Below are 25,054 nucleotides of genomic sequence, written 5' to 3' on the forward strand. Positions count from 1 at the left end.
CATGCACAGTCACACTGCGCGCACATTGCGCAGAACCTGCTCCGCTGCCGAAACTTGAGTTGCCATCGAATTGGACATCTGTTGCATGATCTGAGCGAGCACCTGGTTTTGGGTCGCGAACGTTTCGACCGCTTTCTTGAGCAAGTCGCTGATCAACCTCGAATCGCTGATTACACGTTTGATCTCGGCCATCAGGTGCATCGCTCGCTTTTCCGCGACACCGACCACAACATCGCTGACGGCTTGACTCACCTGGTTGCCCATACCCAGCGCTACGCTGGCAAACTCGACCCGGTTCGCGACCAGCAGGGCATCCTCCTCCGTTTTGATGCCGACGGCCTTGCCGAGACGCCCCATGGCCGCTTCGGTGCGTGTCGCAAGCGACTTGAGACCCGACTTTTCGATCGCTTCCATCAGCGTTCTGACTATTGTCGAGTCGAGCGATCTGGTGAGCTGACTCGCGATGGCGTCCGCCACTCGCTGCGCCACGGCCCTCACAAGAGTCACGCCCAGGACGGCGGCCGCAACCAGCGCCACCCCAGTCACAACCGCACCAAGGATGGAACCGACGAGTTGCGCAGTCTCGCTGTTGACTCCGCAGGCCTCCAGAACACTCGCAATTGCGTCGGAAACCCGATTCATGAGCGGCTTGAGAATATCCATCACCGGCTGCAGCAGCTTGTCCATGAAGGAAAAGCCGGTTGCCGCCTTGATGACCTGATCCCCGACCACAAGCGCCAGACCGACGGCTGCGAGGGCGAGACTGGCGCCCCCGGTGAACGCCGCTGCCGCGACACCGACCGCCGTAATGACCCAGCCGAGGATCTTGCCGATGCAGCCCATCGTCCTTTGCATTTCCTCGGCTTTCCTCACCTGCTCCTGGTATTCGTCAGATTTCCTTCGCATCGCCTCCTGACGTCTAGCCTGCATCTCATTGAAGAGCTTCTGCTGCGTCTCGAGCTCCTGCACGCTTCCTTTTGACATCAGCGCCGATAACTCGCCGAGAATCTTCGTCAGCCGAGCCTCCCCGCTAAGGCGCTCGCGGTCGACCTGTCGGGCAACGGGAGAGCCCGGCCCCAACTGCAGCATTGCTGATTGCACGGCGGAATTGGCCTTCGCCTCTGCATCAACCGCCTGGCGGGCCTTGGTCGCCGCGTCGGCGGCGGCAGAAGCAGCGGCCGCGCGTTCGGTCGCCGCATGGAGTTTGGCCGCGTTCGCCGCCGTCTGCGCGTCATCCACCGCACGCTTGCACGTCTGAATGTCGGCGGCGGAAGCGCCGCGCCGCTGAGCGTCCGCCAAGGCTCGCTTCGCATCATCCAGCGCCTTGTCGGCCCTCTTCTCCGCCTGGACGGCCTGGGCCACGTTGTCCGCGGCACGCGAAGCGGCCTGAGTCGCCTCATCCGCAGCATTATTTGCCGTAGTGGCCTCCAGGCTGAGTTGCTCGAGCGTGTTCTTGATCGCCGCGGAAAGCTCGTTCCACACCCGCGCATTGAGTTCCAGTCGATTCAGGCTGTCGACGGTCGCAGTCGATCTGAGCACGGCCAGCACTTCCGTCAGCGTCGCAATTCCCGGACGCGTCGGCGTCGGCGTCGTCGCCGCCTCATCGACATCCCCCATGGCGCCGTCGGCGCCGGAAAGTGTCACCTCGTATCGCGGTTCGGCCAGGCGCGGTGCGTCCCCCAAGGGATCGGCGACATCGAGACTCGAAGCCCGCATCGCCATCTCCCCCAAAAACGCGCGTTGCGCCGCCGATATGACCGTTTTTTGTTCGCCCGGGGTCAGCCTGCCCAGCGCGCCGACCGCTTCACGCAATGGGTGCTTCTGATATACGTTGTCCAACGGTGCCGTTGTCATGTCGCTTCCTTTTCCTTTCCGAGCGGCGGCCATTCCTTGTCGGCTTCGGGCGACGGCGTATTCCGCGCGCCGGCTTGATCGAGCCCCTCCAGATACGACAAGGCCATCTGCTTCAAGTAATCGACGTCCGAACTATCCCGAACGATTTCAAAACAACGCCTTGCCAATCCGGCCTTGCCCATCATCAATTGGCACTGGCCGGTGTGAAACATCGGGCGATAGTCGTCCTTCGAGAGCGAATATGCCAGTGCATAAAGATCAATCGCCCTGGCGTAATCTTCCTTTAACTGGCAAACCGCTCCCATTCCCATCGCATATTCCGCATTGTAGAAATCGTAGATGCACAGGAAACGGAAGAACGTTTCAGCTTCGTCGAGACGGCCTTGCCGATAAAATTTGTAAGCAAACGCATAAACACCGTCCATCAAATCCTGGGAAACACCCTGCAAATCCTTCAGGGTCGCGCCCTTCTGGATTGCCGCGAATACCGTCTCCACTATTTCATCCGTTTGCTCCATTTCCAGAGCGTCCGCTTTCGGTTCACTTTGAGACATATCGCATCCCATTGATTTTGATAGGAGAATCCGGTCAAGCGTCTCGATGTGTTACTGCCGTTCTCGCAGATGGAACGTTACGCTTTTTCCGAAAAGCCTGATTTCAAAAAACCTTCATTTCTATTCGTCGTGCTCTTCTTTTTTGTTATTTACTTCCGGCAGAGGGAAATCCTCGCCACCGTCGGTGTGCGCCCTCGCGCCGCTGTTCGCCATTTCGACCTGCCTGAGCCACCAGAGGACCCGCATTACCGGTTCAAGGTCCTCGCCGCTCACAAACTGATAGCGACGGGAATGGCGGTAGACTGACCGCGCGAGTGGAACGTCACGAACCACGGGCACCCCATTCGCCTCTGCGTGGCGGATAACGGCGAGCGCCCGCGCATTCGTCTCGCGTACGCACACAAACGGTATGGGAACGATGTCCTCGTTCATATAAATGCCGATCGCGATGTGCGTGGGATTGGCCACAATGAATTTCGATTGCTCGACGTTCGCCTTGACTTCCTCGGAAAGCAGTTCCGAGTGCGTTTCGCGGCGTTTCATCTTGGTTTCCGGACGACCTTCGGTTTCCTTGCGTTCCTGTTCGACCTCGCGCTTCTCCATCTTGACGTTCTTCTGATAATGGAAAAACTCGAACACCGCATCGAACAGCGCGACCGGCAGCGCGCACAGCAGGAGCACCATGACGAACTTCACGGTCAAGCGAATCCACTCGTGTGCGAGTGCCTCGGGGGACGCACGGAATACCTGGAACAGATCGCGATGGTTCTGCTCGACGAAAATGGAAATCGCTGCGCAGAGCACGACCAGATGAAGAAGCGCTTTGAGGAGTTCCTTGGCAGCACGCCCACTGAAGAGCTTCTTGAAGCCCGCCACGGGGTCGAGCGCGCCGAAGTCGAGCTTGAGAGCTTCCGTTGCCAACGTAAAGCGACTCTGCACCAGACTGGGCAGTGCGCCGGCCACCGCGCAGACGACGATGAACGGCATGACCATCTTCAGATAGCTCCGTATCCATTCTAGGCCGTAGGATGCCGCATCCTGGTCGGCGCCGGCAGCCGCCACATGTGAGAATTCAGCGATGACATGCCGCAGATCGACGACGATGCCAGCGGCCAACACCCCCACGGCCAACACAATCAGGGTCGTGACGTCCTTCGCCTTGAACGTCTGCCCCTTTTTGGCGGCGTCGCGGAGCTTTTTGGGGGTGGGCTTCTCGGTCTTGGAAGGCATGAGCGCGTCACCTCACGGACCGATGCGGTGGCCCCAAAGCGCATTGAGCTCATAGGGCGCGGCACGCACGAAGTACAGGTGAAAAACAAGGAATGCCACCACGCTCTTCACGCTCAACGAAAGCGAAAACGGGTTGGCCTGCGGACAAAACCGGGAGAAGATCCCCAGCAGGATATCGGAGAGAAACATGACAATGAGCACCGGCGCCGCAAGCGAGAGGCTTTTCGCGACGAGTTCCGTCAGCACCGCGCCGTAGCGCCACACATCCGCGTGAGGCGCCATTCCCGCGGGGATATGTCGGTAGCTCTTGTACAGGGCTTGCACGATCATCAACATCCCACCTTGCTGCAGGAACGCAGCGACATAGAAGAGGCTGACGAAGGGGCCGAGTACGGACGCCTCCACTCCTGTAGCCGGATCGATCGAATCGCTGATCGTCGCGCCGCGCTGGTTGTCTATGAGCTCACCGATCGCGGTCGCCACCCAGAAGGGCAGCGCCAGTGTCACGCCGAGTGTGAGCCCGACGAACGCCTCGCTCATGCACAGGCCGAGAAGCGAGACGATATTCGTTGCCTCCGGGGGAGGCAGTCCGGGCCGCAGACCCAGGATCACCACTACGATCAGGCAGTTCCTTATGACACCGTTGGCAAGCACACGATCGTTCAGGAACGGCATCAGATAGAACACGGGCGCCACGCGCGCGTAGGCGATCGCCACCGCCTCCAACTCGCGATAGAACGGTGCAAGCCATTCGGTCATTGCCATCTCGCGGGCGCCCCCTTCACTTGAGCCCCAGCTGGACCATCTCGACCGCGAATACAAGCATCTTCGTGGAAAGCCAGCCGGAGAGCAGCAACAGGCTGCCGAATACGGCCAGCATCTTCAACCCGAAAGGCAATGTCTGTTCCTGCAGTTGTGTCACTGTCTGGAACAAACCGATCACGAGACCCACCAGCGTGGCCACGACGACAGGTGCGGCCGAGAGCACGATAACCAGCAATAGCGCTTCATTGCTTGCGTAAGCCAAGTCGGCCATGGTCCGCCTCCCGTCGAGTGTTTCGTTGATCCATCCGTTGACCGTTCACTTCATCAAATCAAGGTACTGGACAACCAGTCCTTTGCAGACCAGGGTCCATCCGTCCATCGCCACGAACAAGATCAGCTTGATCGGAACCGAAATCGTCACCGGACTCATCATCATCATCCCAAGTGCAAGCAGCACGGTCGACACCACAAGATCCACGACGACGAACGGCAGGTAGAGATAAAAGCCGATCAGAAATGCGCCCTTTATCTCCGTCAGTGAGTACGCAGGCAACAGCGAGAACAGCGAACCCAGCCCTTCGGCCTCGCTACGTGCCGCCACGGGTCTATCTTCGTCCTCCCCCATGCGCGCCTGCTGCGCCCGGTCAAAGAACTTGACGAGTTCAGGATCCGAGTAACGCTTCAGGTACTGCTTGTAGCTACCGAGTCCTTCGTCCACGAACCCGTCGACCGACTGGCTGCTCATCGGGTCGAACGGGTGCGTCTGCAGATATTCATAAGCGCGATGCGTGATCGGCATCATGACAAACAACGACATGATCAGCGCAATGCTGTTGAGCGCGATATTCGACGGCACCTGCTGAATGCCAAGTGCATTGCGCACCAGCACGAGAACGATCGAAAATTTGAGGAAACAAGATCCCGAAGCAACGATGAAAGGCACCAGCGTTGCGATCGAGAGGACGAGGATCAGACCGACTTCGTGATTCAGCATCGCCCTCTTCCCAACTGGGCGAGTCGCAATGACCTGACCTCCACCGCCAGACAATCGCCGACCTGAATCAGCTCGCCAAACGCGATCACCTGTCCGTTGGCGCGGATCGATACGCAGCCTTGCGCGCCCTCTCGCACTGGAAGCACAGCGCCGGCATGGAGCTTCGCAACCTCTGCAACACTCATCGTTTCGCGTTGAAGCACGAACTCGAGCCGCACGGGCAGCGAATCCACCGAGAAGCAAGGGGGATCGGCATGGAACTCGTTCTGCTCCGAGGACAACGCGGACGCCTCGTCCCCATACTCGCGCTCATCGTCATCGTACGGGGCAATCTCGTCTATTTGTTCATTCAACATGATGTAGTCGTCCTCGATATCAAAACCGCACAATGCCGTGCCACCAACCATTGCACACGGCTTGCGAGTGCCAATCAGAAGCGCGTCGCCGGGCTCGACGGAATCGAGCACCGACAGCGACGCAACGCTCGAACCCAGCACGAAATCTATGATGACGGGAAACTCGCTCGCCGACGCGCCGACGTGCTCGAGCTCCTGCGGAAGCACCTCGGGAAAGGTGCGGAACAATGTCGACATACCGTCGGCGGACTCAAAGCCGATCAACGGTTCCTCGGGCTGCGTGTGCTCGACAATCCCCGTCGCGCGCACATGCGCCCAACCTTGCGGCGGCGCGGGGAGCGGTGCGAGCATTCCCGGTTCGTTCAGCAACTCGACCACATAGCGCACGTCGAGGGCATGCCACGCGAGGTCGTTCAACGCCGGGTAGCGCATTTTCAGCAGCGGTGCGAACCGCACCCAACCCGAGTATTCACGGTCCTCGTACGTCGCCTCAAACGCGGCGTAACCGGGAAGGGGCGCCCGCGAACGAAGTTGCACCGGGTACCCTGCCGCCTGCCATGAGCGCGCGCAGCGGTAGAGCCGCCACTCGGCGGCGCCGAGCGTGCGCAACTTCAGGGGCGCTTTCCTCATTCATTGGCCTCCTGTTGGCCGCCCGCCCAACGCGACTGCCCACCCTGCCGTTGCTCGTCGTCGGCTCTGTCGCGCTCGATGCGCACCGTCATGCCCGATGGGAGTCGGTCGGCATGACGCTCGAGTGCAACCCCAACCGACTCATGCGTCGGGCGCACCATGACGACCGGCGCATTGCGCTTCGTGTCGATTCGCACCGCGACGGCAGGTTGTCCGACCCACGTCGAGAAACTGTAGTGCAGAGTCGTGCCTCGGGCTTCCGTCTCCAGACTCTGCGCTTGTTGGCGAATGCTGGTGGCCAGCTCCGGCGCCGAACGGCCCCTCGCATGCGCGGGCGTTGCGAATGGCAGTCCCGGCGCCCCCTGCAATTGCGTCTGCGGTTGAGCCCCTCCCTGGGTCGGAAGCCCGCCCTCGGCTCCAGAGTGTGCGCGCTCGCGTGCTCCATCATGAGTGGGAGGCGTTCGAGCGCCAGGTGCCTCCTGCGAACCGTCCCGCAACAGGTTCGCATCAGAACCCAAGCCCACGCGCCCTGCGTCGGCCTTATGTGCCGATTGCTCGCCGGAAGCGTCGTCGGGCGGCAGCGCCATCTGAGACACCGTGCTCGCTCGAGCTTGCCCCTGCCCGCTGCCGCGTCCGAATTGCGGATCACGAGTGTGGTGTAGAAACGGCCATGGCAACCCCTGGGACGGCCCATTGGACTTGGTCTTCTTCTCCTCCGACTCCGTCGACTTTGCGGTACGACCGACGTCGTAGTCGTCTGCCTTGTTCAGTTGCCGCGCGCTGTGGGCCAGGTGTTCGTCAAGAGGCGCGGACGATGGCAGCAGCGCCTCGGCGGCAGCCTGAGCGTCCAATGCGCCCGTCGAACCAATGCTATTTGATTGCATGAGATGTCCTTCCGACAAAAACGTCAGCCTGATCCAGGTACTCCTGCAGCAATTTCCTTTTGAAACGCTCTCCTGCAATCCAGTTTCGATGCTTGTTCAGGCGTTGCTCAAGGGCCAGTGCCGCGGCCCGGCTCCGTGCCAGAGCACCCTCGATGCTGGAGCGAACGTCATGCAGCTCACATTCTTCCGCTTGCCGGCGAGCAATCTCGAAACGCCTGGCCGCCTGCGCGCCACGCCAGCGCATCAACTCGGGCTGCGCATAGCTTCGACCGGCGCCTGCTGCTGCGAGCGCCTCACGCAACCGCTCGATTTCTCTACGCTCGCCATCGATTTTCTCGACCACCTTCGAGAGCTCCTCGCACTCGCGGTGCACCTGCCGCCGCAGAACTTCCTCGCGACGTGAGAGAAGTGCAATGAGTTTTCTCGCCTCAACGAACCGCTTCATGGAGACACTCCAACGTTCTGTCGAAATCAGCCGCTTCGTGCATCGATTGCTGTACGAACGCGTCGAGCAGCGGGCGCTTTTCCACGGCCTTGTCGTTCTCAGGGTTTTCGCCTCGCTTGTATTCGCCGAGATCGATGAACAGCTGAATTTCGTCGAGTTTCGCCAGATACTGACGAAACTCGCGCGCGATCTGGCGATGAGGCTCCGACACCAAGCCGTCGAACAGGCGGCTCGCGCTCCGCAATACATCGACCGCAGGGAAATGGCCCTTATCCGCAAGCTTGCGACTCAGGTAAATATGGCCATCGAGGATCGAGCGGATTTCATCGCCGATAGGATCAGGCTCCTCCTCGTTTTCCAGCAGCACGGTATAAAAAGCCGTGATGCTCCCCATTGCGGTGCATCCAGGTCGCTCGAGCAAGCGCGGCAGCGCCTCGAAGACAGATGCCGGATAGCCGCGGCGCGCGGGCATCTCGCCGGCCGCAAGCGCCACATCGCGCAGGGCACGCGCGTAGCGCGTCATGGAGTCGAAGAACAGCATCACGTTCAGGCCGAGGTCGCGAAAATACTCGGCGATCGTCGTGGCCAGCAGCGCCGCGTTGCAGCGATCGACGGACGATTGGTCCGAAGTGGCATACACGACGATCGTGCGCTCGCAGCGGGCCGAGCCTTTGAGGCGCTCGACCAGCTCCGACACCTCGCGTCCCCGCTCGCCGACGAGCACGATCACGTACACGTCAGCGGCCGAGTGACGCACCAGCATGTTCATCAGCACGGTCTTGCCGCACCCTGCTGCCGCGAAAATTCCAAAACGCTGACCGACCCCGCAGGTAAGCAACCCGTCAATGACGCGCACGCCGGTCTCCAGGGGCGCTTCCGTCGGCCGGCGCATCGTGGGATGAGGTGGCGCCGCGTCAATCTCCCGCCGTTGCGGCGGGGCAAACGGCACCGCCGGCTCGGCGAGCAGTTCTTGCACGCAATGCCCCGTCGCATCGATGACCTTGCCAAGCATCGCCGGAGAAACGCTGACGGCAAGGCGTTCGCCCGTCGGCACGAGTACGGCCTCGCGCGAGAGTCCCGTCGTTGTACCGAGCGTACTCAAGATCGCCGTGCCGTTCCCAAAGCCGACCACTTGCGCGCGACCGACCACGCCGCTTTCGTGCACGTTTTGATGAATGAGGCAGAGCTCGCCGATGGCAACCTGCGGCAGTGGCGCCTCGATGATGGGCCCCTGCACGCGCCGTGGATGCGCGCACCGTTTGAATAACGTCAGCATGTTGGATTCCATGCTCACCGGCCGAGAATCTCGCTGATGGCGCATAGTTCTTCATAGAAGGCTTCCAGCGCCTGCGTGAAGGTCTCCGGGTTTTCGGTAAAACGCTCCTCGACGCGCGCGTGCAACACCAGATCGCTGTCCACGAGCGAGAGTAAAGGTCGCCGGCAGACAAACACGTCAGAGCCGCGTGGAAGAAGATAGCTCAGCAGATCCGCGGCAACGCGCTCCAGTTGCGCCGCCCCTCTGTAGTCGAGTTGACTCGTGAATATGACGTTGCCATTGTCGAGTTCGACGTACATCTCGGGCATTGAATGAAAACCGATGCAAATCGGAGAATGAGCATCCAGCTTCCCGGCAACGGCATCGCCGCAACCCATCTTCTCCATGCTCTCCTGCACCAGCCGCACGATATCGGTGTTCAATATTGACTCCTTCGATCAAATGGTCTTCAAGACATCCACCGTTGCGCTATCGGCGACTTCGCCAAACGACAGCACTTCAAGCTCGGGGAACCGCCTCTCGATCAAGCGCTTGACGAAACGCCTGATTTCCATGGACGTGAGCAGCACGATGTCACGCTGCGAGAACCCCACGCGCGAGAGCTCCACTGCGATCAGGTCCAACAGCGCTTCGCTCTTGGCCGGCTCGAGATTCAGGAAGGTCCCGGTTGAAGTCTGTCGTATGCCACTGCCGACAGTCTCCTCGATGTCGTGAGAAAGCATGAAGGCGTTGAGCCGCCCACCGGTGGCGAAGCGATTCGAGATGTAGCGTGCGAGCGCAACGCGCACATGCTCGACAAGCAGCACCGCGTCCTTTTCCTTCGGCGCCCACTGCGCCAGCGACTCGAGAATCAGCTTCATATTCCGTACCGAAATCTTCTCCCCCAGCAAACGCTGGAAGACCTCCGACACTCGCTGTACCGACGCATGGCGATAGGTTTCCTTGAGCAGCTCGGGGTACTTCTTCTCCATGTCGTCGAGCAGGCGCTTCGCTTCCTGCACTCCGAAGAATTCGTTGATGTTGCGAAGCACCAGCGTCATGAACTGGTCGTAGAAATCGTCGAATGCAGTGCGCATGCGCACGCCCATCTTGGTGAGCAGCGAGGCCTGTTCGGGGTCGACCCAGAAGGCGTCGCCGCCCGTGCCGTCGGGCAGCGTCCGCGCCTCTATCGGCAGTCCTTCGAGAACGAGCGTCGAGCCCACCACGCGGTGCTTCTCGAAGCAGATGTGGAAAGTCGCCGCGCGAATTTCGTTGATCAACACAACGACTTCGGTATCGGCCAGGCCAGGCGAAGCCGAAATCGCTATTTCAGGCAGGCGCAGCCCCATGTCCGCAAAGGCTTGACGACGAATCGCCGCAACCGCCTGTTCCGCCTCGAGTTTCGGCTTCACGGCCTCCGAGACCATCACCATGAGCGGCACGGTCTCGGGAACCAGCTTGTCGATGTCGGCACTCGCATGTTCCGGCTGCGCGCCGCCTTGCTGGTCCGGTGCGCTCGCACCGCCGAAGCTGGCCGCCAGCTTGCCCACCAGCCCGCGCCCATGGCTCGGTGGCGAATCGCGGCTGCTCTTCCAGACTCGGCGTACGTACAGGCCGCCGAGCACCACGGCGATTCCCGAGAAAACCGGCATTGGAAACCCCGGCAGCAGACCAATGCCGAATGCCAACGCGGCGGTGGCCAGTAGCGCGAAAGAGTTGGATAGCAATTCGCCGATGATGTCGGCCCCGAGATTTGCCTTGCTTCCACCGACACGAGTCACCACGAAACCGGCGGCAATGGCGATCAAGAGCGCGGGGATCTGTGCGACGAGGCCGTCGCCAATCGTCAGGATCGTATAGGTTGTCAGCGCGTCGGACATCGACATCCCGTGCTGGGCGACGCCAACAGCGATGCCACCGATCAGGTTGACGAAAATCACGATGATCCCGGCGATCGCATCGCCTTTGACAAATTTCATTGCGCCGTCGAATGCGCCATAGAGCTGGCTCTGTCGCTCCAGTTCCGAGCGGCGCTTCTCAACGCCCGCATTGTCGATGAGACCCGCGCGCAGATCGGCGTCAATACTCATCTGCTTGCCAGGCATCGCATCGAGCGAGAAGCGGGCCGCGACTTCTGCCACACGCTCCGACCCCTTCGTGATGACGATGAACTGAACGATCGTCACAATCGCAAACACCACGAATCCGACGACCAGGTTGTCGCCAATCACAAACTGCCCGAACGTCGCGATGATCTTGCCGCCCTCCGCCTCGAGCAGGATCAGCCGGCTCGTGCTGATCGAAAGCGACAGCCGGAATAGCGTCGTAATCAGCAAGATCGACGGAAACGTCGAGAAGTCGAGAATATTGACGATATAGAACGACCCCATGAAAACAAGCAGCGCCGTCGTGATGTTGAACCCGATCAAAACGTCGAGCACCGTCGCCGGCAACGGTACGATCAACATGGCGATCACGATCACCATGAGCATCAGCACAACGAGCTCGGGTCGCGACTCGACTTTGACGAGCAGGGTTTTCAGCATGTTGAGTCACTCAGTCTCGACCGGTGCACATAGGATTCGGCGTCCTGCGCAGCGCTGAGATCGCTGCGCCGTTCGTCTGCATAGCACTGGCTCAGGGTCGCCCTGAGCGCCGAGAGCATCTCCTGCCGCTCCTCCGCGTCGCCGTATAGAGGAATCGGAATGCCGGCGAAGCCTCGCAGCACGAGTTGCAACAGCTGGGCACTGCCCTCCGGGTCCAGGGAAGCGAAGATCACACCGAGATGCTCAAGGAGAACCTCGTCGATTTCGAACGGACGCTGCAGCCCTCCCAACATCAGCGCAAGCGCACGGTCCTCCGTGACGAGGAAGTCGTTCTCGAGCGAAGCACCGAGGAGGTGAGCGATGAAGAGTTCGTCAGCCGAGGTGAGCATGCGGACGCAGTTGAGCGTGCCGAGAAGCGGGCCGAATTCAACCGCCCCGCCGCAACTCGGATCGAGCGAGTGCATATCGCAGACAAGCGCCGCTCCGACGTACTCGACGACGCGCTTGCGCCTGTGCATCCCGAACTGCTTGATCCAGTCCTCGTAGATCGCGACATGCGCGCCATCGGACTCGAGAAACTGCCGATACAGTTGACGCAGCCGCACAGCATTCAGTCGCAGCTTCCTGCCATAGACCTTTGCCTTCAAGGCAACGTTGATTCCGGCCCTGATCTGCCTGGCGTCGCCCTCGCGCATTACCTCGTCAATCGCGCGCTCGACGACGTCGACCGGCTCACCGTCCAGTTTCCTGCGCCGACGCAGTTCGCGCAGCGCCAGTATCAGGTCGCTGTCGTCGTGAAACCGACGCCGGGCTTCGCGCAACAGTATCTCCATGCTAACGGCGTCGCGCTTGGTCAGGTTGAACAACTCGTCGACCTTTTCCTCGCCGTCGGCGTCGAGAATTCGCTTGATGTCTTCGCCGCGCCGCGCCCTGCCATTGCCGTTGATGTAACCGCTTCCCAAGCGCCCGAACTGCGTGAGCACGCTGGCCGCCTCACTCTCGACTTCGGCGATCTGCGCCTGAACGTCGGGGACCCGAACTTCACTGGACGCCGGCTCCGCATCGAGCGCCGGCTGCGCGTCCAACCGGGCTTCCTGCTCGCGTGCATCGCGCGCATACGCGCGAGAAACGGGTGACACACCGCTGATCAACGTGCTCATGGGTCTCAGTTCGTCTCCATGTAGGGGCGAAGCATCTGGACTGTGCCGCGCAGCTCGTCGTTGCTCGCGATGTCACCTGGCTGCCAGCTTTGACCGCCCCGCCAGCTATCGCCGAGGGCGAGCAGCTTGGGTTGAATCAGGAAGAGGCGCACCACCTTGTTGTGCCGCTCGCTGCTCCCGCGGAACAGTCCCCCGATCAGCGGAATGCTCGCGAGCCCGGGAATGCGGAAGTTGCTACGGGTGACGTCGTCGCGCGTGTAGCCCCCGATCAGCAGGCTCTTGTCGCGTGGCACGCGTGCCACGGTGTTGATCTCCGTACGGTTGACCAGCGGCAGCATGCCGTCACTACTCTGCCGCGAATCCGAACTGAAGACGTCGGCGTCGCCGTCCTCGATGTTGACGTCCATTTCCACGTCGTCCGCATTCTCGGTCAGACGCGGCAGCACGCTCACCAGCGTCCCGTAGGTCACGTGTTCAAGTTGCACGCTGCGCTCGCCCACGAGCTTGGTGTAGAACGTCTGATTGTTGTCGAACGAAGCCTGTACATTCTCTTGGGTGAGTACGATCGGTCGGGAGACGATCGTTGCGTCACCGCGTTGGCTCATTGCCGTCACCGAGGCCAGGAATTTGGCTCCGTCGAGCGTGGAGGCGTTGCGCGTGTTATTCAAGCCAATGCTGGCTTGACCAAAACCCAGCACGCCCTCCCAGTTCACGCCAAGCTGATCGACCATGTTTTTTCTGATGTCGACGATCCACAGCGAAAGCTCGATCTGACGCTTCTGCATGTCGAGCCTATGGATGAGCGCCTCCATGTCGTTCACCTTGTCCAGAGGACCGGCCAGCACGATGCTGTTGGTGTCCGAGTACGCGAGCGCGCGCACCCCCTCTTCGGCCGGCACGGAGGTGATGGAGTCGCTGGACGCCGCCGAGCCTTTGAGCGGTGTCGGGACATCCGGGCCAGGCAGCGGATCGGAGAGCGAGAACGACCTGTCCTGCCGCGTTGCATCCCGGCTCGACTTGTCCGGCGATGCCTTCTCGTCCAACTGTCTGGGGCTCGGACCAACGACAGAGGCCTTGCGCCCGCCTCCGTAGATCTGATTGAGCACCGTGGCCATACCCTGCACCACTTGAGTCTTATCGCGCAGCGTGTACGTACGATCTCCGACGAAGCTGTTGCGCAGCGGCACGATCTTGACCACCTGCTTTTCGGCATTCACTCCGTCATGCACAGAATCAAGGTACTTCGCCGCAGCCGTCACCAGATTGACGTAGATGGGCGCACCGGTGATATAGAACGTCGTGGCAAATTCGCTTCCCCGAATCGGGAAGGCGGGGTCCTCGAGCCGAGCCTGGCTGATAAAGTCGCGTACGTTGCGCACCGTCGCGGACTGCATAGAAACGATCGCGCTCTTGATCTCGGAATTGTCATAGACGTAGATCGAAGCGCCGTCGTCGTACCAGATCAGAGACATACTTTGGCTCAGTTGCCTGAGCAATGCGATTGGCCGCTCAAGATTGAATTCACCCGTCACGTGCTTGCGCTTTGCTTTTGCACTCACGATCACCGGCCGCTTCATACGCCCGGAAAGCGCGTCGAGCAGCGTTTCAATACTGGCATCGTTGGCGACGAAATTGCCCTCCTCGCGGCCACGCTGGGCAACGCCTGCGCGCGCTCCGCCGCTACCAGGCTCCGTGTCGGCCGGCGCCGCGCTGCCGGATCCATCGGCGGCGTAAGCCACCGGTGCGTTTGGCGCGGAGCTCCCCGTCGGAGCGGCCACCGCGCTTGCGGTAAGAAGCAGAATTGCACTCGTGCATGTCGAACGGCATACAACCTTGCCAATAACTTCCGTCAAAAACACCCTACTTTCCTCCGCGCCTGAACTGAACAGGGGAAATTCCAAACAGTTCTTTGATCTCTCTCGAGAAGTGCGACGATGACGAGAAGCCGTTACGCATTGCCACATCGACCATACTTTCCCGACCTTCCACGACATTCAGCACCGCGCGAACAGCCCGCCAGAGTCTCAGCTCGCGCTTGAGACTCCTGCCCAGCGCCTGACAGCACAGCCGCCGGAACTGCGACTCGGACACTCCATAGCGCTTGCCCAGGGCCGCCACCGATTTCGTCGCCGCACCCTCCTGCAACAGAAACCGCACAAGCCAATAGCATTCCTGGGCGCGCGCGAATTCGAACAACCCTTGTGCGTCGGCATCGGCATCGGGCACGTGCCCAATCAGCCAGGTTTCGAATTTGCAGGCATTCAATCCGGCCGGCACCACGATCAACCGATCACACTTGGCTTGCGGCAATGGTGTTTCGTCCCCTAAGCGGCACTCGAGAAATGCGAGTAGTTTTGCCACCTCAAAGAGCGAAATGTTCTGAAATCTCCAAGCGCCATCGCGACAAGTGATTTCCGCGCCGACCATGCTGGCAATTAATACTGATTGTTCTTCGCCGATCACGAGTTTCCTGGTCTTTCCGGCAAAGACCACGTCTAAAGTGATGCGTCTGGCCACAGGCCTGATCACCCAGATCCCGGGGCCGGAAAGCACGCGACAAACGCTGGTTGAAACCACCGACCAATCGAATTTCCTGAATCGATTTATCAACTTGCTCCTCCGAGTTCTGGATATTCGCCGCACACAATCCAAATTATCTAGGTCACCTTAGCGACGATTCTCAACAAGTTCAATACGACCAAACTCAAATCACAACTTTTTCACATCAGCCAACATCTCGATTGCAGCCTTCACATCCAATTCATAGTTTTTCATATTCCCGCTATGGGGATCGTTATATGCTCCACTGGCCTATATGCAACATAGTGGCACTGAGATTGAGGCCAATTACTCTTTTCAATCGGAAAAAATTTCTCCTAGCGAGGATTTATTCTCGAGCAGAGTGAAACATCGATATCCCCAATCGAGGGAAAAAGTTGAATAGCCATACTTCTGGACCTGGAGTCCACCATCTTCGGATACTATTTGGGCCACTCTACGGGGCCGATCTCTCGCTCTCGTCCCGGCAGATTTTCTTTTGTGTGGGAGATAGCGTCACCGGCGAGCACCCTCTTGGGGAGAATCTGGTTCACGCATTGAATGCGACATCCGATTCGATTTACATTCCGTACCGTGCGGGTGCCGCCAATTTCAAATTGAAATTCGATGGTGTTTCCGACGAGTCTGGCGGAAACGCCGGGCCGGCCATTGGCCGCGGATATGATTTCGAAATTGAGTTTCTTTCACCTGATTCGGTGGAACGGCGCCCTGCGCAATACAACACGCTGTGCCGCTTCGGCGACATCGTATTCGCGGTCAAGCCCGAAAATGTCCCATGGAGCGAAGAAGTTTCCGCTTTCACGCGGGATTGCGCGGATCAAAAGGAGATCGATACGGGCCCCGCGACGCCGAGCGGGCCACATACTCGCCGTTGGGGGCGCACCAGGCTCGTCGCCAAAATGGGCGCCATCATCCTCGGAGGCACGGCGCTGACGGCCCTCGGTTACTGGCAGATCACGCGATACCAGCGGGCGCAGGAGGTTGCCAGCGTATCGAACCTGCTGGGGCGCGCCCCCACACCCAACGTGGTCCTTGCTGGGCGTGACGGCGCCATCCATGTGCTCAACGCCTCGCAGGACAGCGTCGACTGGGACAAGCAGGCGCTGTTGAAATCAGACGTGCGCGATCGCGTCGATGTCGCGTCGCTGCCGGCCGAACAACAGCGGCTTGAACGTGAATTGGACCTGCGAGGCTTCGATTTCGTCACGATCCGTCTGGATTCGCCCACACACCCCGAGCTCGTGCTGAGCAGCGACTCCGCCCACATTGTCGAATCGGCGGTCAACGACCTTCGACAAGCCGCTCCCTACATTCAGGACGTGCGCGTTCGCACGGTCGGTGTCACCACGCTCGAACAGGAAGCTCGTGCGGCGCTCGACGCCGCCGGCCTGCGCTATCGACGCCTTGCACGCGAGAACGGCGCAACTTTCGATGTGAGTGGCGCGCTGACCGACGGCGAGCTCGCTCAGTTGCAGAACCTCATTGGCAGTTTTGTCCGCAAATGGGGAACCCGCCGCGTCGACTTCAAGGTCGCGATGCGCACCGACTGGCTCAAAGGCAAGTCCTACCGGGAAGGCGGCGAAGGCTACATGCTTGTCGATCACGCGTCCTGGTATTTCCCTCAACCTCTGACAGGAACACCTTAAGCAATGTCCGAATCGGTATACCCCAGCATCTACACCACGTATCCCTCCGGTGCCGACGGCTATCTCGACGATCTTTCGCTGGGATTCGACTCAGGCGTGTCCAAAGCGAATTCGGCGCTGGTATCGGCGCTGAATGCGCTGAACGGAGACCCCTCCAACCCGACGTTGCTCGCCAAGTACCAGGCCGAGCTCTCGCAATACACGCTCTATCGTAATGCGCAAAGCAGTGCGATCAAGGCGATGAAGGACACCGACTCCGCAATCATTTCCAACTTCCGCTAAATCCGATATCGGCGCCACAGGCGCCGCGAGACAACCCCTCCGATGACGAATACCGCGAACATTCAATCTCATCTCTCTCCGCTCGCGATCACCCAGGATATGGGCGAAATCGACGCAGGCGGCAGTCCGATGCAACTCGATGCGCTACTCCAGCGAACGCTCTCCAACGCCAACGACACGGCCAACCTTGACAAGACCGCAATCGCAGAGCATTTCTCAAACCGCGCCGACTTTGCAAACCCGGAAAAACTGATCGAGCTGCTGAGCAAGGTCTCCGACTACAACCTCTCGATCTCCCTCGAAAGTTCGCTTGCGCGCAAGGCGGTTTCAGCTATCGAGACGCTCGTGAAGGGATAGTGCCGCGATGAGACGACTCGCCTCCCTCGCGTTGCTGCCGACCTTGCTTTTACTCGGAGCGTGCCGCGATCAGCAATTGCTTCGCGGTCTTACCGAACAGCAGGCGAACCAGGTCGTGGCGGTGCTGCAAGCGCGAAATATCTCCGTGGCGAAGAACGAGCTCGGCAAGTCCGGCTTCTCCGTCGAAGTCGCGCAATCGGACTTTCCGGCCGCCGTCGACTTGCTCGAGAAGTACGGCCTGCCCGCGCCGCCGAGGGTCGAGATTGCGCGATCCTTTCCCGACAACGCGCTCGTTGCGTCTCCGCAAGCCGAGCAAGCGCGCCTTCTCTCCGCCATTGAGCAACGATTGGCGCAGAACCTCGAGGCGATGGACAACGTCGTGAGCGCGCGCGTGCAATTGAGCTATCCGCTGCAGGCCGAAGCCAGCGGTACCCCGAGCACCGCCATGCACGCGGCGGTACTCGTCGCCTATCGCAACCAGGTCGACACCGACGTGCTGGTCAGCCAAATCAAACGCTTCGTCAAGAACAGCTTCACAAACATCAGTTACGACGACATCTCCGTCATTGTCCGGCCGGCGCCACCGGTGTTCCGTGTGGGGGCAACCGAGCCGCCTTCGCCCGGCATTCAGGGCTGGCTCTACGCACTGCTGGCGATCCCGCTGCTCGCCACCATCGCCGGATTGGCCGCGCTCGGCTATGGACGCCGCAGGAAATCGGGGCAGGCCGAGCAAGGACAGGCATCTCCCCGCGCCGGGCATGAGCCTCCCCCGGCGTCTCCGGCGGCAAGCGAAACCACGCCGTCAGTTGCCGAACGTCGCTGGGTCGGCGCAAGCGAGGGAAAACATGAATCCCACCGTGCTGCTTAACATTCTCTACGCGCCCCTGTCGTATGCGCATGTCGATCATCAGAGCGTCGAGGGCGTCGACCTCGCCCAGATGCCGGCAAGCGCGGCAAATCAGAAGCTGATCGACCTGCACGGGCTTCCGACTGGTCTGGATCCGAGCGCGGACCTGGATCAGGACGCAGAGCGGTGCCTCGACCACTGGGCACGCCTACCTCGCATCAGCTTCCTGATGGGCGTGCAGCGCTTGCGCACGGCATTGATCGAGGAACGATGCTATCTGAGCCTGGATCCGTCGAGTCAGCGGTTCCTATGCCTGCCCCTGCGCACGCCGCAAGTGGCGTCGGGCGACTGGCCGATGAACCACGACGGTCTTGTCAGCGTGGGACTCGCCAGCCTCGCACCAGTGCTGCGACGCTTGCCTTCGTCGTTTCGTGCGCGGCTACCGCTCCTGTTTCCGCGCGCCATCGATCCGTGGCTTCGCGCGCTCGTCGAGGAAAAGCCAAACCGTCAGTCCGATTGGCTCCCCCTGCTTTTTTCTTTCGCAATCGCCCATGCCACTCACGAACCTGCGACAGCATCCCAAGATACCCGCCATTGACGGCGTCCTGATTCGCCGCGCATCGCTCGCGCGTGCCGTCCATGCGGACAATCTGATGCACGAAGCCCGCCGCCGCGCGTGTTCGCTGATACGCGAGGCGGACAGGCAAGCCGATGCCTGCCTGGCGGATGGCGCCCGCCGCGGCTACGAAGCGGGGTTTCGCCTCGCGCTCTCGCAGCTCGCCGAATACTTCGCACGCTGCCGGCAACGCCAGCTCGCCATGCGCGAGCGTCTCGTCGACGAACTGACGCAGACGCTGCGCGGCTACCTCGCCGAACCAGAGCTATTGCTTCGGCTGACCCAGACATTCGCGAATCTACAAGGTGGAACGGCAGCCGATCCGCCGTGGCGCGTCTGGCTTCCCGAGAGCGCCAGAGGCATCCTGCCCGACTTGCGCCAGTTGCTCGCGCAAACCGCGCCATCGGCACAAATCGCCTGCACCGACGGCCCCTCGTTCATCATTGAATGGGGTGACGAAGTCATGGAGTTCGATCCCGGCGACACCGCCGAGCGTATTACGGAGCGCGTGCGTCAAGCGTGCCACGATGCGGCGCTCTCGATGGACGAAACCACGCTCGCGCACGACGTGCTGCTCGAAGCGCTTGATCGCGTCGACAGCAACGATCTTGCGAGCCTGCCCCCAACCGAACTTGAAGGAGACCCTTCGGATGACGATTTCGCACATTGATGGAGCCCGGATTGCCTACCACGCGCTAACCACAGACGCCGTGGAAGACGCAACCGTGGGACACGCCACCTCGGAGACTGCTCTGGAGAATAAGGAGACGCCGTTGGACTCGACGATGAGAATGCTCGTCGAACAGTTCAAGGAATCGATCTTCTCGCCCGACCCCGACGACCCGTCCAGCTCGCCAAAGCTCGACCTGAACGGCGGCTGGTAGCCGTCCGCACATCCATCGGACGCCGTGTCCGACTCGTCCTTGAGCTGAATATCGTGAGGAAAGTCAACGTCGCCATTTCGCTCAGCTTCTCCGGTCAGCCCGGCATGGGCATCTGGAGCAACGGTGGGAACCAGCACTGCGTGTTCCTTTACCAGTTGCTGCGACACTCTCCGGTCGCAGGCGAGGTGTGGCTGGTTCACGATGACGCGTGCTCCGGCGCGCCCTCCGGGTACATGATGGACGGGCTCGAGGACGTGCTGCGCCCGGTCTCGTCCATCATCGATCGGACGGATCTTTTTATCGAAATGAACGGCGTGCTTGCGCCTGCGCAGGCCGAACAGCTTCGCCAACGCAATGCGAGGATCGTCTCCTATCAGTTCGGGAACGCCTATGTCATGGCGCTCGAGAATTTCGCGTTCAATGCGCACACGGATTGGGCGCTCAATCCGCATCGCACCCGCTTCGACGAAATCTGGACCAATGCGCAGCACGAACACACCTGCAAGAGCTTTTTTGAAGTTGCGCTGCGTGCGCCTGTCCACGTCGTGCCCCATCCGTGGTCACCGCACTTCATCGAACGAGGTCTTGCCCGGCGCGGCGTGGACGCTCGCGACTGGGGGTATCGCAACCGTGCCCGAACGAAGCGCATCGCCGTGTTCGAGCCCAACGTCAACGTCGTGAAGAGTGCGCTTATCCCGGTGCTCGCGGCCAATGAATTTCACCGCCGGGTCCCGGGCGTGCTCGAACACCTTTACCTCTGCTGTGCCGAACAGATGAAGGACAACTTCGCGTTCAATCGGTTGGTGCACGGGCTCGAAGTCGTGCGCGACGGCAAAGCGACAGCGACGGGCCGCTTTCCGTTTTTTCAATTCGCGGCCAACTTTACCGATATCGTGCTCTGCCATCAGTGGGAGAACGGCCTCAACTATCTCTACTATGAGGCGCTGTATGGCGGGTATCCACTTGTGCACAATTCGCCTTTTCTGCGCGAGGTCGGCTACTACTACGAGGACTTCGACATCGATGCCGCCGCCTGGGCGATCGAACACGCGGCACTGACGCACGACACCCGGCTTGACGACTATCGGCGCAATGCCAAGGTATTTCTCGCCAAGGCAAGCGTGTCGTCGCCCCTGAACGTCGCGCTTTACACAGAAAGGATCCGCGCCCTGTTCGAGCACCGGGCGTGATGACGAGGCACTGTATGGCAGTCAATCCTATTGGCCGGCACATAGGCTGGAATCTCGCACTCGGCGGACTGCTGTTCGGGGTTGCCGCTTGCTGCAATGTCGCGCGAGCCGATTACATCGATGCCGCAGCCGCGCAGTATGGCGTGAACGCTGGCGTCCTCAGGGCGATTGCGTACCATGAATCAAGCCTGAACCCGAACGCGCAGCACAGAAACCGGAACGGTTCCGTCGATGTTGGCCTGATGCAGGTGAATTCGGTTCATTTTGCGTGGCTCGAGCGTCAACATATCCGACCTGACATGCTGTGGAATCCGTCGGTCAACGCTCGTGTCGGTGCAGCCCTGCTGCGCAGGCAGATAGATCGCTATGGCAGTGTATGGCGGGCCGTGGGCGCGTACCATTCCATGAATCCGAATACGGGCGGTGCGTATTCACGAGTGATCCACAACGTCTATGTCAATCGCCGGTGGGAGCGAGATCGACGTCCTACCCGCGATTCGGTGCAAGCGCGATCCACCCTGGTTGAAACCATCGCGATCGAGTAGGAACCGCCAACACAAGTCATTCACGTCATGCCGCCAGCATGACTGAGCACTTCAGGCTCGCGCGATGGCGCAACGCGCCGGCAGCGAACCTCATGATTTTCTTCGCTTCTTCTGAGGGGAATGTGTGGCCCGACCGGGCGCCGGGACGGCATCCTGCGCGAGCTTTTCGGCAAGTGCGTCACGCATCAACGCGACCGGACGAGCGAGCCGGCTGGGCAACGTGCCGTGCACCAGCCATACATTCAGCCCACTCTGAAATTCCGGGACGTCGAGGACTTGCAGCGCCTTGCCGTGCGGACTGCGGGCGAGCACCTCGGGCGCGGCGAGCCCCACGCCAAGACCACGTGCCACGAGCGAGAGTTGCAGCTCCGACCCGAACGCCTCGACCGCCACGTTGAAAGGCAAACCTGCCGTCGACATCGCACGGCTGATCGCCGAACGCATGCCACAGCCGTCCTGATTCAATACCCACGGATAATTCGCCAGTTGCGCGAGCGATATCGGCTCGTCCGGCAGCGCGAAAGTGCTCGGCGCCACCACCACGGTGGGTTTGTGTCCGAGCAGTGTGGGCGTCAAGCCCCCGGGGAGCGGCGCGCCGTCGGGCAGCAGCACGACCGCCGCGTCGAGCTTCGCCTGCTCGAGACTTTGCAGCAGGCCCGGCGACCACCCCGCCGTGACGCGAAGCGTCAGTTTCGGGAAGCGGCTGCGCAACAAGTCGATCGGCTGCTCCAGCGCGAGTTCCGACAGAAATGGCGGCACGCCGATACGGAATTCACCGGACGGCTCGATATCGGGCGAGACGACCGCCTTCAGATCGTCGACCGCCCGCAGCACGGTGCGCGCGAGACTGTACACCTCACGTCCCGCCGGCGTGGGTTTGAGTGGCTTGCTCTGCCGGTCGAGCAACTCGACGCCCAGCATCTTCTCCAGATTCTGAACGCGGCGCGTCAGCCCCGGCTGCGTCAGGAACAGCTTCTCCGACGCCCTCGCCATCGATTCGCTTTCGACCACCGCGACGAAAGCCTGCAAGTCATGTGTATTCAAAACAAATTCGCATAATCAATATAAACATAATTCAATTGTTGCATAACGCTCGCATTCCTACAATCGGTCGGACTGTCACGCTGCGTGACGCCCGCCATTCAACGGAACCGAACCATGACTCAACCGGCCACCTCCTGTTCGCGCGACATCGGGGCTGCACCCGCTGTCCCTGTCCGGCCACCGCAAGCGCCCTCCTTCACGCTGACCACGCCACTGACGATCTTCTTTGCGGCCGCCGTGGGCGTGATTGTCGTGAACCTGTCGGCCGCGCAGCCCTTGACAGGCCCCGTCAGCCACGCGCTGAAGCTGCCCGCCGAACTCGCCGGCCTGATCGCGATGCTGCCGCAACTGGGCTATGCGGCTGGATTGCTGCTCCTCGTGCCGCTGTGCGATCTGCTCGAGAATCGCCGCCTCATTTTCCGCACCCTCGCTTGTTGCGCGGCGCTCCTCGCGCTTGCCACCTTCGCACAATCGGGGTGGCTGTTCCTCGTGTCGGTATTCCTTGCCGGCGCGACCTCCAGCGTGATCCAGATGCTCGTGCCGATGGCTGCCTCCATGGCGCCCGAGAGCCATCGCGGGCGCGCGGTCGGCAATGTGATGAGCGGGCTGATGCTCGGCATTCTGCTGTCGCGTCCGCTCGCCAGCCTGATCACCGGTACGTTCGGCTGGCGCGCGTTCTATGGCATCGAGGCATTGGCCGATGCGGTTCTCGCCGCCGTACTGTTGTTCCGGCTGCCGACGCACAAGCCGCACGCCGGGGCCCGCTATCCCGCCCTGCTGGGCTCGCTATGGACGCTCCTGCGCACCGAACCCGTTCTGCAACGGCGTGCGATGCAGGCGGCGTTCTCGCTCGGCGCGTTCAGCGCGTTCTGGACCGCCATTGCGTTGCGGCTTGTACAACCACCGTTCTCTTTGGGAATGCAAGGCATTGCAGTGTTCGCGCTGGCCGGGGCCTCGGGCGCCATCGTGACACCGCTCGCCGGCTATCTCGGCGATCGCGGCGCGGGCCGCACGACGCAACTCGTCTCCCACCTGACGATGATGGCAGCCGTGCTGCTGCTCGGCATCGCAGGCGCCGGATGGGGCGGGTTCTCACCCTCGGCGCACCCCGCGCTGGCGATGGCCCTGCTCGTTGCCGGAGCCGCAGCGCTCGATGCCGGCGTGATTACGGACCAGACGCTCGGGCGACGCGCCATCAACCTGATCAACCCGTCCGCGCGGGGTCGTCTGAATGCGCTCTTCGTCGGAATTTTCTTCATCGGCGGGGCGCTGGGCGCCGTGCTGTCCGGCGCCGCCTGGGCATGGGCGGGCTGGAGCGGCGTGTGTATCGTTGCACTCGGATTCACGGGCGTGCTGTTCGTGCTCGGTTGCCTGGATCGAGCGTCAGGTCATCACTGAGATGGAAATGAGGTTCGATGCGCATGTGCCGCCATACCCGCCGATCATCGCCCCCTGCCCGAAACCTTTCAATCCGCCGCGCCACGAGCGATGTCGCGCGGCGTGACCCCGAGCCTGCGCTTCATCCACGCCGCCAGATGGCTTTGATGCGCGAAGCCCGCTTCGAGCGCCACCTGGCTCACGCTCAGGTGGCCCTGTTGCAACAAGGTCTTCGCGCGTTCGAGACGCCGCGTCACGACATACTGATGCACGGGGGTGCCCATCGTCTCCCGGAACAGCACCTTGAAATGCGTCGCGCTCAGATCGACGAGCGCCGCCAGATCGTTCAACGACAGCCGCTCGTCGAGATGCGCTTCAATGTAGTCGATGACGCGAGCCGCCGCTCGCGCGGACAGCATGCGCCGTGTGCGTTCTTGCCGTGCGTCGACGCCGGCCAGGCGCACAAGCATGGCGGTACCGAGACTCTCGGCATAGAGCGGATCGGAGGTTTCCGCCGCTTCGAGCTCGGCAAGCAACGCCCACGCCAATTGCTGGAAGCGCCCATCGCGCCACTGTGCGCGTGGACGGATCTGCGCCGCCGTGCCCGTCGATCCGAGGCGCTCACAGGTGACCTGTGCGAAATCGGCGGCAAACCATATGCTGAAGATCGTGCAACTGGCGTCGTCGGTCCATTCGCCGTCGAAACCGGCCGGGACCACGTCGGCATCGCCATGGGACTGGATGCGCGACGTGCGCTTGCCGTCACACCGGCACGTCGTCCTGACGGGCCGACCAACATGGACCGCGACACGATGATGCGCAATCGCGGGAATACGATGCGAACCGGCCGCGATGCCGAACATTTCGGCGCCTATCCCCGACCACCCCAGAGATGCGCTCGACAACAGACGTTTGCGTTGGCCCGAATGCGGCACCAGCGCAGAGGGAACGGCGCTCATCGCTTGCTCCTTGCGTGACCCTGATCGAGAGGCATTCTGCTGCATTTTCGCCGGGTGTGCCGGTTACTTCGGCAA

27 protein-coding genes are annotated in these 25,054 nt (G+C 61.2%); 10 read left to right on the plus strand and 17 right to left on the minus strand.

Features of this window, described 5'->3' with window-relative positions; all coding sequences use genetic code 11:
* Positions 1–9: 9 nt before the first annotated feature.
* The 15 genes from sctE to RO07_RS12820 form a co-directional block, all read right to left on the minus strand.
* Positions 10–1,854 carry a type III secretion system translocon subunit SseC family protein gene (gene sctE / locus RO07_RS12750; RefSeq protein WP_039411162.1) on the minus strand — a complete coding sequence of 615 codons (1,845 nt, stop codon included), beginning with the start codon at positions 1,852–1,854 and terminating at the stop codon, positions 10–12.
* Positions 1,851–2,372 (minus strand): type III secretion system translocator chaperone SicA, encoded by a 522-nt coding sequence (sicA, locus tag RO07_RS12755; RefSeq protein WP_418303722.1) that lies wholly within the window; start codon positions 2,370–2,372, stop codon positions 1,851–1,853. Before sicA ends, sctE begins: the two co-directional genes overlap by 4 nt.
* A 156-nt stretch (positions 2,373–2,528) precedes the next feature.
* Positions 2,529–3,638 carry an EscU/YscU/HrcU family type III secretion system export apparatus switch protein gene (locus RO07_RS12760; RefSeq protein WP_039411163.1) on the minus strand — a complete coding sequence of 370 codons (1,110 nt, stop codon included), beginning with the start codon at positions 3,636–3,638 and terminating at the stop codon, positions 2,529–2,531.
* A gap of 12 nt (positions 3,639–3,650) precedes the next feature.
* Positions 3,651–4,397 carry a type III secretion system export apparatus subunit SctT gene (gene sctT / locus RO07_RS12765; RefSeq protein ID WP_039411164.1) on the minus strand — a complete coding sequence of 249 codons (747 nt, stop codon included), beginning with the start codon at positions 4,395–4,397 and terminating at the stop codon, positions 3,651–3,653.
* A 22-nt stretch (positions 4,398–4,419) separates the two neighbouring features.
* On the minus strand, positions 4,420–4,674 hold the full coding sequence (gene sctS, locus RO07_RS12770; RefSeq protein WP_039411166.1) for a type III secretion system export apparatus subunit SctS: 255 nt from the start codon (positions 4,672–4,674) through the stop codon (positions 4,420–4,422).
* A gap of 45 nt (positions 4,675–4,719) precedes the next feature.
* Entirely contained in the window at positions 4,720–5,397 is a 678-nt protein-coding gene (locus RO07_RS12775) for an EscR/YscR/HrcR family type III secretion system export apparatus protein (protein ID WP_039411168.1), read from the minus strand.
* Entirely contained in the window at positions 5,391–6,383 is a 993-nt protein-coding gene (gene sctQ, locus RO07_RS12780) for a type III secretion system cytoplasmic ring protein SctQ (RefSeq protein WP_039411170.1), read from the minus strand. The genes RO07_RS12775 and sctQ overlap by 7 nt, the downstream gene beginning before the upstream one ends.
* Positions 6,380–7,267, minus strand: a complete 888-nt coding sequence (locus tag RO07_RS25550; RefSeq protein ID WP_084072592.1) for a SpaN/EivJ family type III secretion system needle length determinant — start codon at positions 7,265–7,267, stop codon at positions 6,380–6,382. The genes sctQ and RO07_RS25550 overlap by 4 nt, the downstream gene beginning before the upstream one ends.
* The gene (locus RO07_RS25995; protein WP_072637035.1) at positions 7,254–7,712 is read right to left on the minus strand and encodes a hypothetical protein; all 459 of its coding nucleotides are present in this window, start codon (positions 7,710–7,712) and stop codon (positions 7,254–7,256) included. The genes RO07_RS25550 and RO07_RS25995 overlap by 14 nt, the downstream gene beginning before the upstream one ends.
* Entirely contained in the window at positions 7,696–8,988 is a 1,293-nt protein-coding gene (gene sctN / locus RO07_RS12795; RefSeq protein WP_176582426.1) for a type III secretion system ATPase SctN, read from the minus strand. Before sctN ends, RO07_RS25995 begins: the two co-directional genes overlap by 17 nt.
* 14 nt (positions 8,989–9,002) lie before the next feature.
* Complete coding sequence (locus RO07_RS12800) at positions 9,003–9,410, minus strand: InvB/SpaK family type III secretion system chaperone (RefSeq protein ID WP_039411176.1); 408 nt, start codon at positions 9,408–9,410, stop codon at positions 9,003–9,005.
* Between the two features lie 15 nt (positions 9,411–9,425).
* On the minus strand, positions 9,426–11,513 hold the full coding sequence (locus tag RO07_RS12805; RefSeq protein WP_039411178.1) for an EscV/YscV/HrcV family type III secretion system export apparatus protein: 2,088 nt from the start codon (positions 11,511–11,513) through the stop codon (positions 9,426–9,428).
* Positions 11,507–12,673 carry a type III secretion system gatekeeper subunit SctW gene (gene sctW, locus RO07_RS12810; protein ID WP_072637036.1) on the minus strand — a complete coding sequence of 389 codons (1,167 nt, stop codon included), beginning with the start codon at positions 12,671–12,673 and terminating at the stop codon, positions 11,507–11,509. Before sctW ends, RO07_RS12805 begins: the two co-directional genes overlap by 7 nt.
* Positions 12,674–12,678: 5 nt before the next feature.
* Positions 12,679–14,514, minus strand: coding sequence for a type III secretion system outer membrane ring subunit SctC (sctC, locus tag RO07_RS12815; protein WP_039415321.1), 1,836 nt, complete (start codon positions 14,512–14,514; stop codon positions 12,679–12,681).
* Positions 14,515–14,533: 19 nt separating this feature from the next.
* Positions 14,534–15,226: a helix-turn-helix domain-containing protein gene (locus RO07_RS12820; protein ID WP_052267254.1), complete on the minus strand. Its 693-nt coding sequence runs from the start codon at positions 15,224–15,226 to the stop codon at positions 14,534–14,536.
* 383 nt (positions 15,227–15,609) lie between these two features.
* On the opposite strand from RO07_RS12820, the gene RO07_RS12825 reads away from it, so the two are divergent.
* From RO07_RS12825 to RO07_RS12865, 9 genes are all read left to right on the plus strand, one after another.
* Positions 15,610–16,878, plus strand: a complete 1,269-nt coding sequence (locus RO07_RS12825; protein WP_039411182.1) for a PrgH/EprH family type III secretion apparatus protein — start codon at positions 15,610–15,612, stop codon at positions 16,876–16,878.
* A 3-nt stretch (positions 16,879–16,881) separates the two neighbouring features.
* On the plus strand, positions 16,882–17,160 hold the full coding sequence (gene sctF, locus RO07_RS12830; RefSeq protein ID WP_052267255.1) for a type III secretion system needle filament subunit SctF: 279 nt from the start codon (positions 16,882–16,884) through the stop codon (positions 17,158–17,160).
* A gap of 42 nt (positions 17,161–17,202) precedes the next feature.
* A complete protein-coding gene (gene sctI / locus RO07_RS12835; RefSeq protein ID WP_237171246.1) occupies positions 17,203–17,517 on the plus strand; it encodes a type III secretion system inner rod subunit SctI in 315 nt (104 codons plus the stop codon).
* A gap of 7 nt (positions 17,518–17,524) precedes the next feature.
* Positions 17,525–18,385 (plus strand): type III secretion system inner membrane ring lipoprotein SctJ, encoded by an 861-nt coding sequence (gene sctJ / locus RO07_RS12840; RefSeq protein WP_052267256.1) that lies wholly within the window; start codon positions 17,525–17,527, stop codon positions 18,383–18,385.
* On the plus strand, positions 18,363–18,962 hold the full coding sequence (locus tag RO07_RS12845) for a type III secretion apparatus protein OrgA/MxiK (protein WP_039411185.1): 600 nt from the start codon (positions 18,363–18,365) through the stop codon (positions 18,960–18,962). Before sctJ ends, RO07_RS12845 begins: the two co-directional genes overlap by 23 nt.
* Positions 18,916–19,650, plus strand: coding sequence for a hypothetical protein (locus tag RO07_RS12850; protein ID WP_052267257.1), 735 nt, complete (start codon positions 18,916–18,918; stop codon positions 19,648–19,650). Before RO07_RS12845 ends, RO07_RS12850 begins: the two co-directional genes overlap by 47 nt.
* The gene (locus RO07_RS12855) at positions 19,631–19,864 is read left to right on the plus strand and encodes a hypothetical protein (protein ID WP_039411186.1); all 234 of its coding nucleotides are present in this window, start codon (positions 19,631–19,633) and stop codon (positions 19,862–19,864) included. Before RO07_RS12850 ends, RO07_RS12855 begins: the two co-directional genes overlap by 20 nt.
* Before the next feature lie 104 nt (positions 19,865–19,968).
* Complete coding sequence (locus tag RO07_RS12860) at positions 19,969–21,054, plus strand: DUF2827 family protein (protein ID WP_052267582.1); 1,086 nt, start codon at positions 19,969–19,971, stop codon at positions 21,052–21,054.
* 14 nt (positions 21,055–21,068) lie between these two features.
* The gene (locus RO07_RS12865; protein ID WP_084072852.1) at positions 21,069–21,599 is read left to right on the plus strand and encodes a lytic transglycosylase domain-containing protein; all 531 of its coding nucleotides are present in this window, start codon (positions 21,069–21,071) and stop codon (positions 21,597–21,599) included.
* A 90-nt stretch (positions 21,600–21,689) separates the two neighbouring features.
* Here the strand turns inward: RO07_RS12865 and RO07_RS12870 are convergent, their stop codons facing one another.
* Positions 21,690–22,643 (minus strand): LysR family transcriptional regulator, encoded by a 954-nt coding sequence (locus RO07_RS12870; protein WP_052267258.1) that lies wholly within the window; start codon positions 22,641–22,643, stop codon positions 21,690–21,692.
* Positions 22,644–22,757: 114 nt separating this feature from the next.
* Between RO07_RS12870 and RO07_RS12875 the strand changes: the two genes are divergently transcribed.
* Entirely contained in the window at positions 22,758–24,041 is a 1,284-nt protein-coding gene (locus RO07_RS12875) for an MFS transporter (RefSeq protein WP_039411190.1), read from the plus strand.
* Between the two features lie 68 nt (positions 24,042–24,109).
* Here RO07_RS12875 and RO07_RS12880 read toward each other — a convergent pair whose 3' ends face one another.
* Entirely contained in the window at positions 24,110–24,979 is an 870-nt protein-coding gene (locus RO07_RS12880) for an AraC family transcriptional regulator (protein ID WP_039411192.1), read from the minus strand.
* Between the last annotated feature and the right edge of the window lie 75 nt (positions 24,980–25,054).

The sequence above is a fragment of the Pandoraea pulmonicola genome (assembly GCF_000815105.2).
GTDB classification, from domain to species: domain Bacteria; phylum Pseudomonadota; class Gammaproteobacteria; order Burkholderiales; family Burkholderiaceae; genus Pandoraea; species Pandoraea pulmonicola.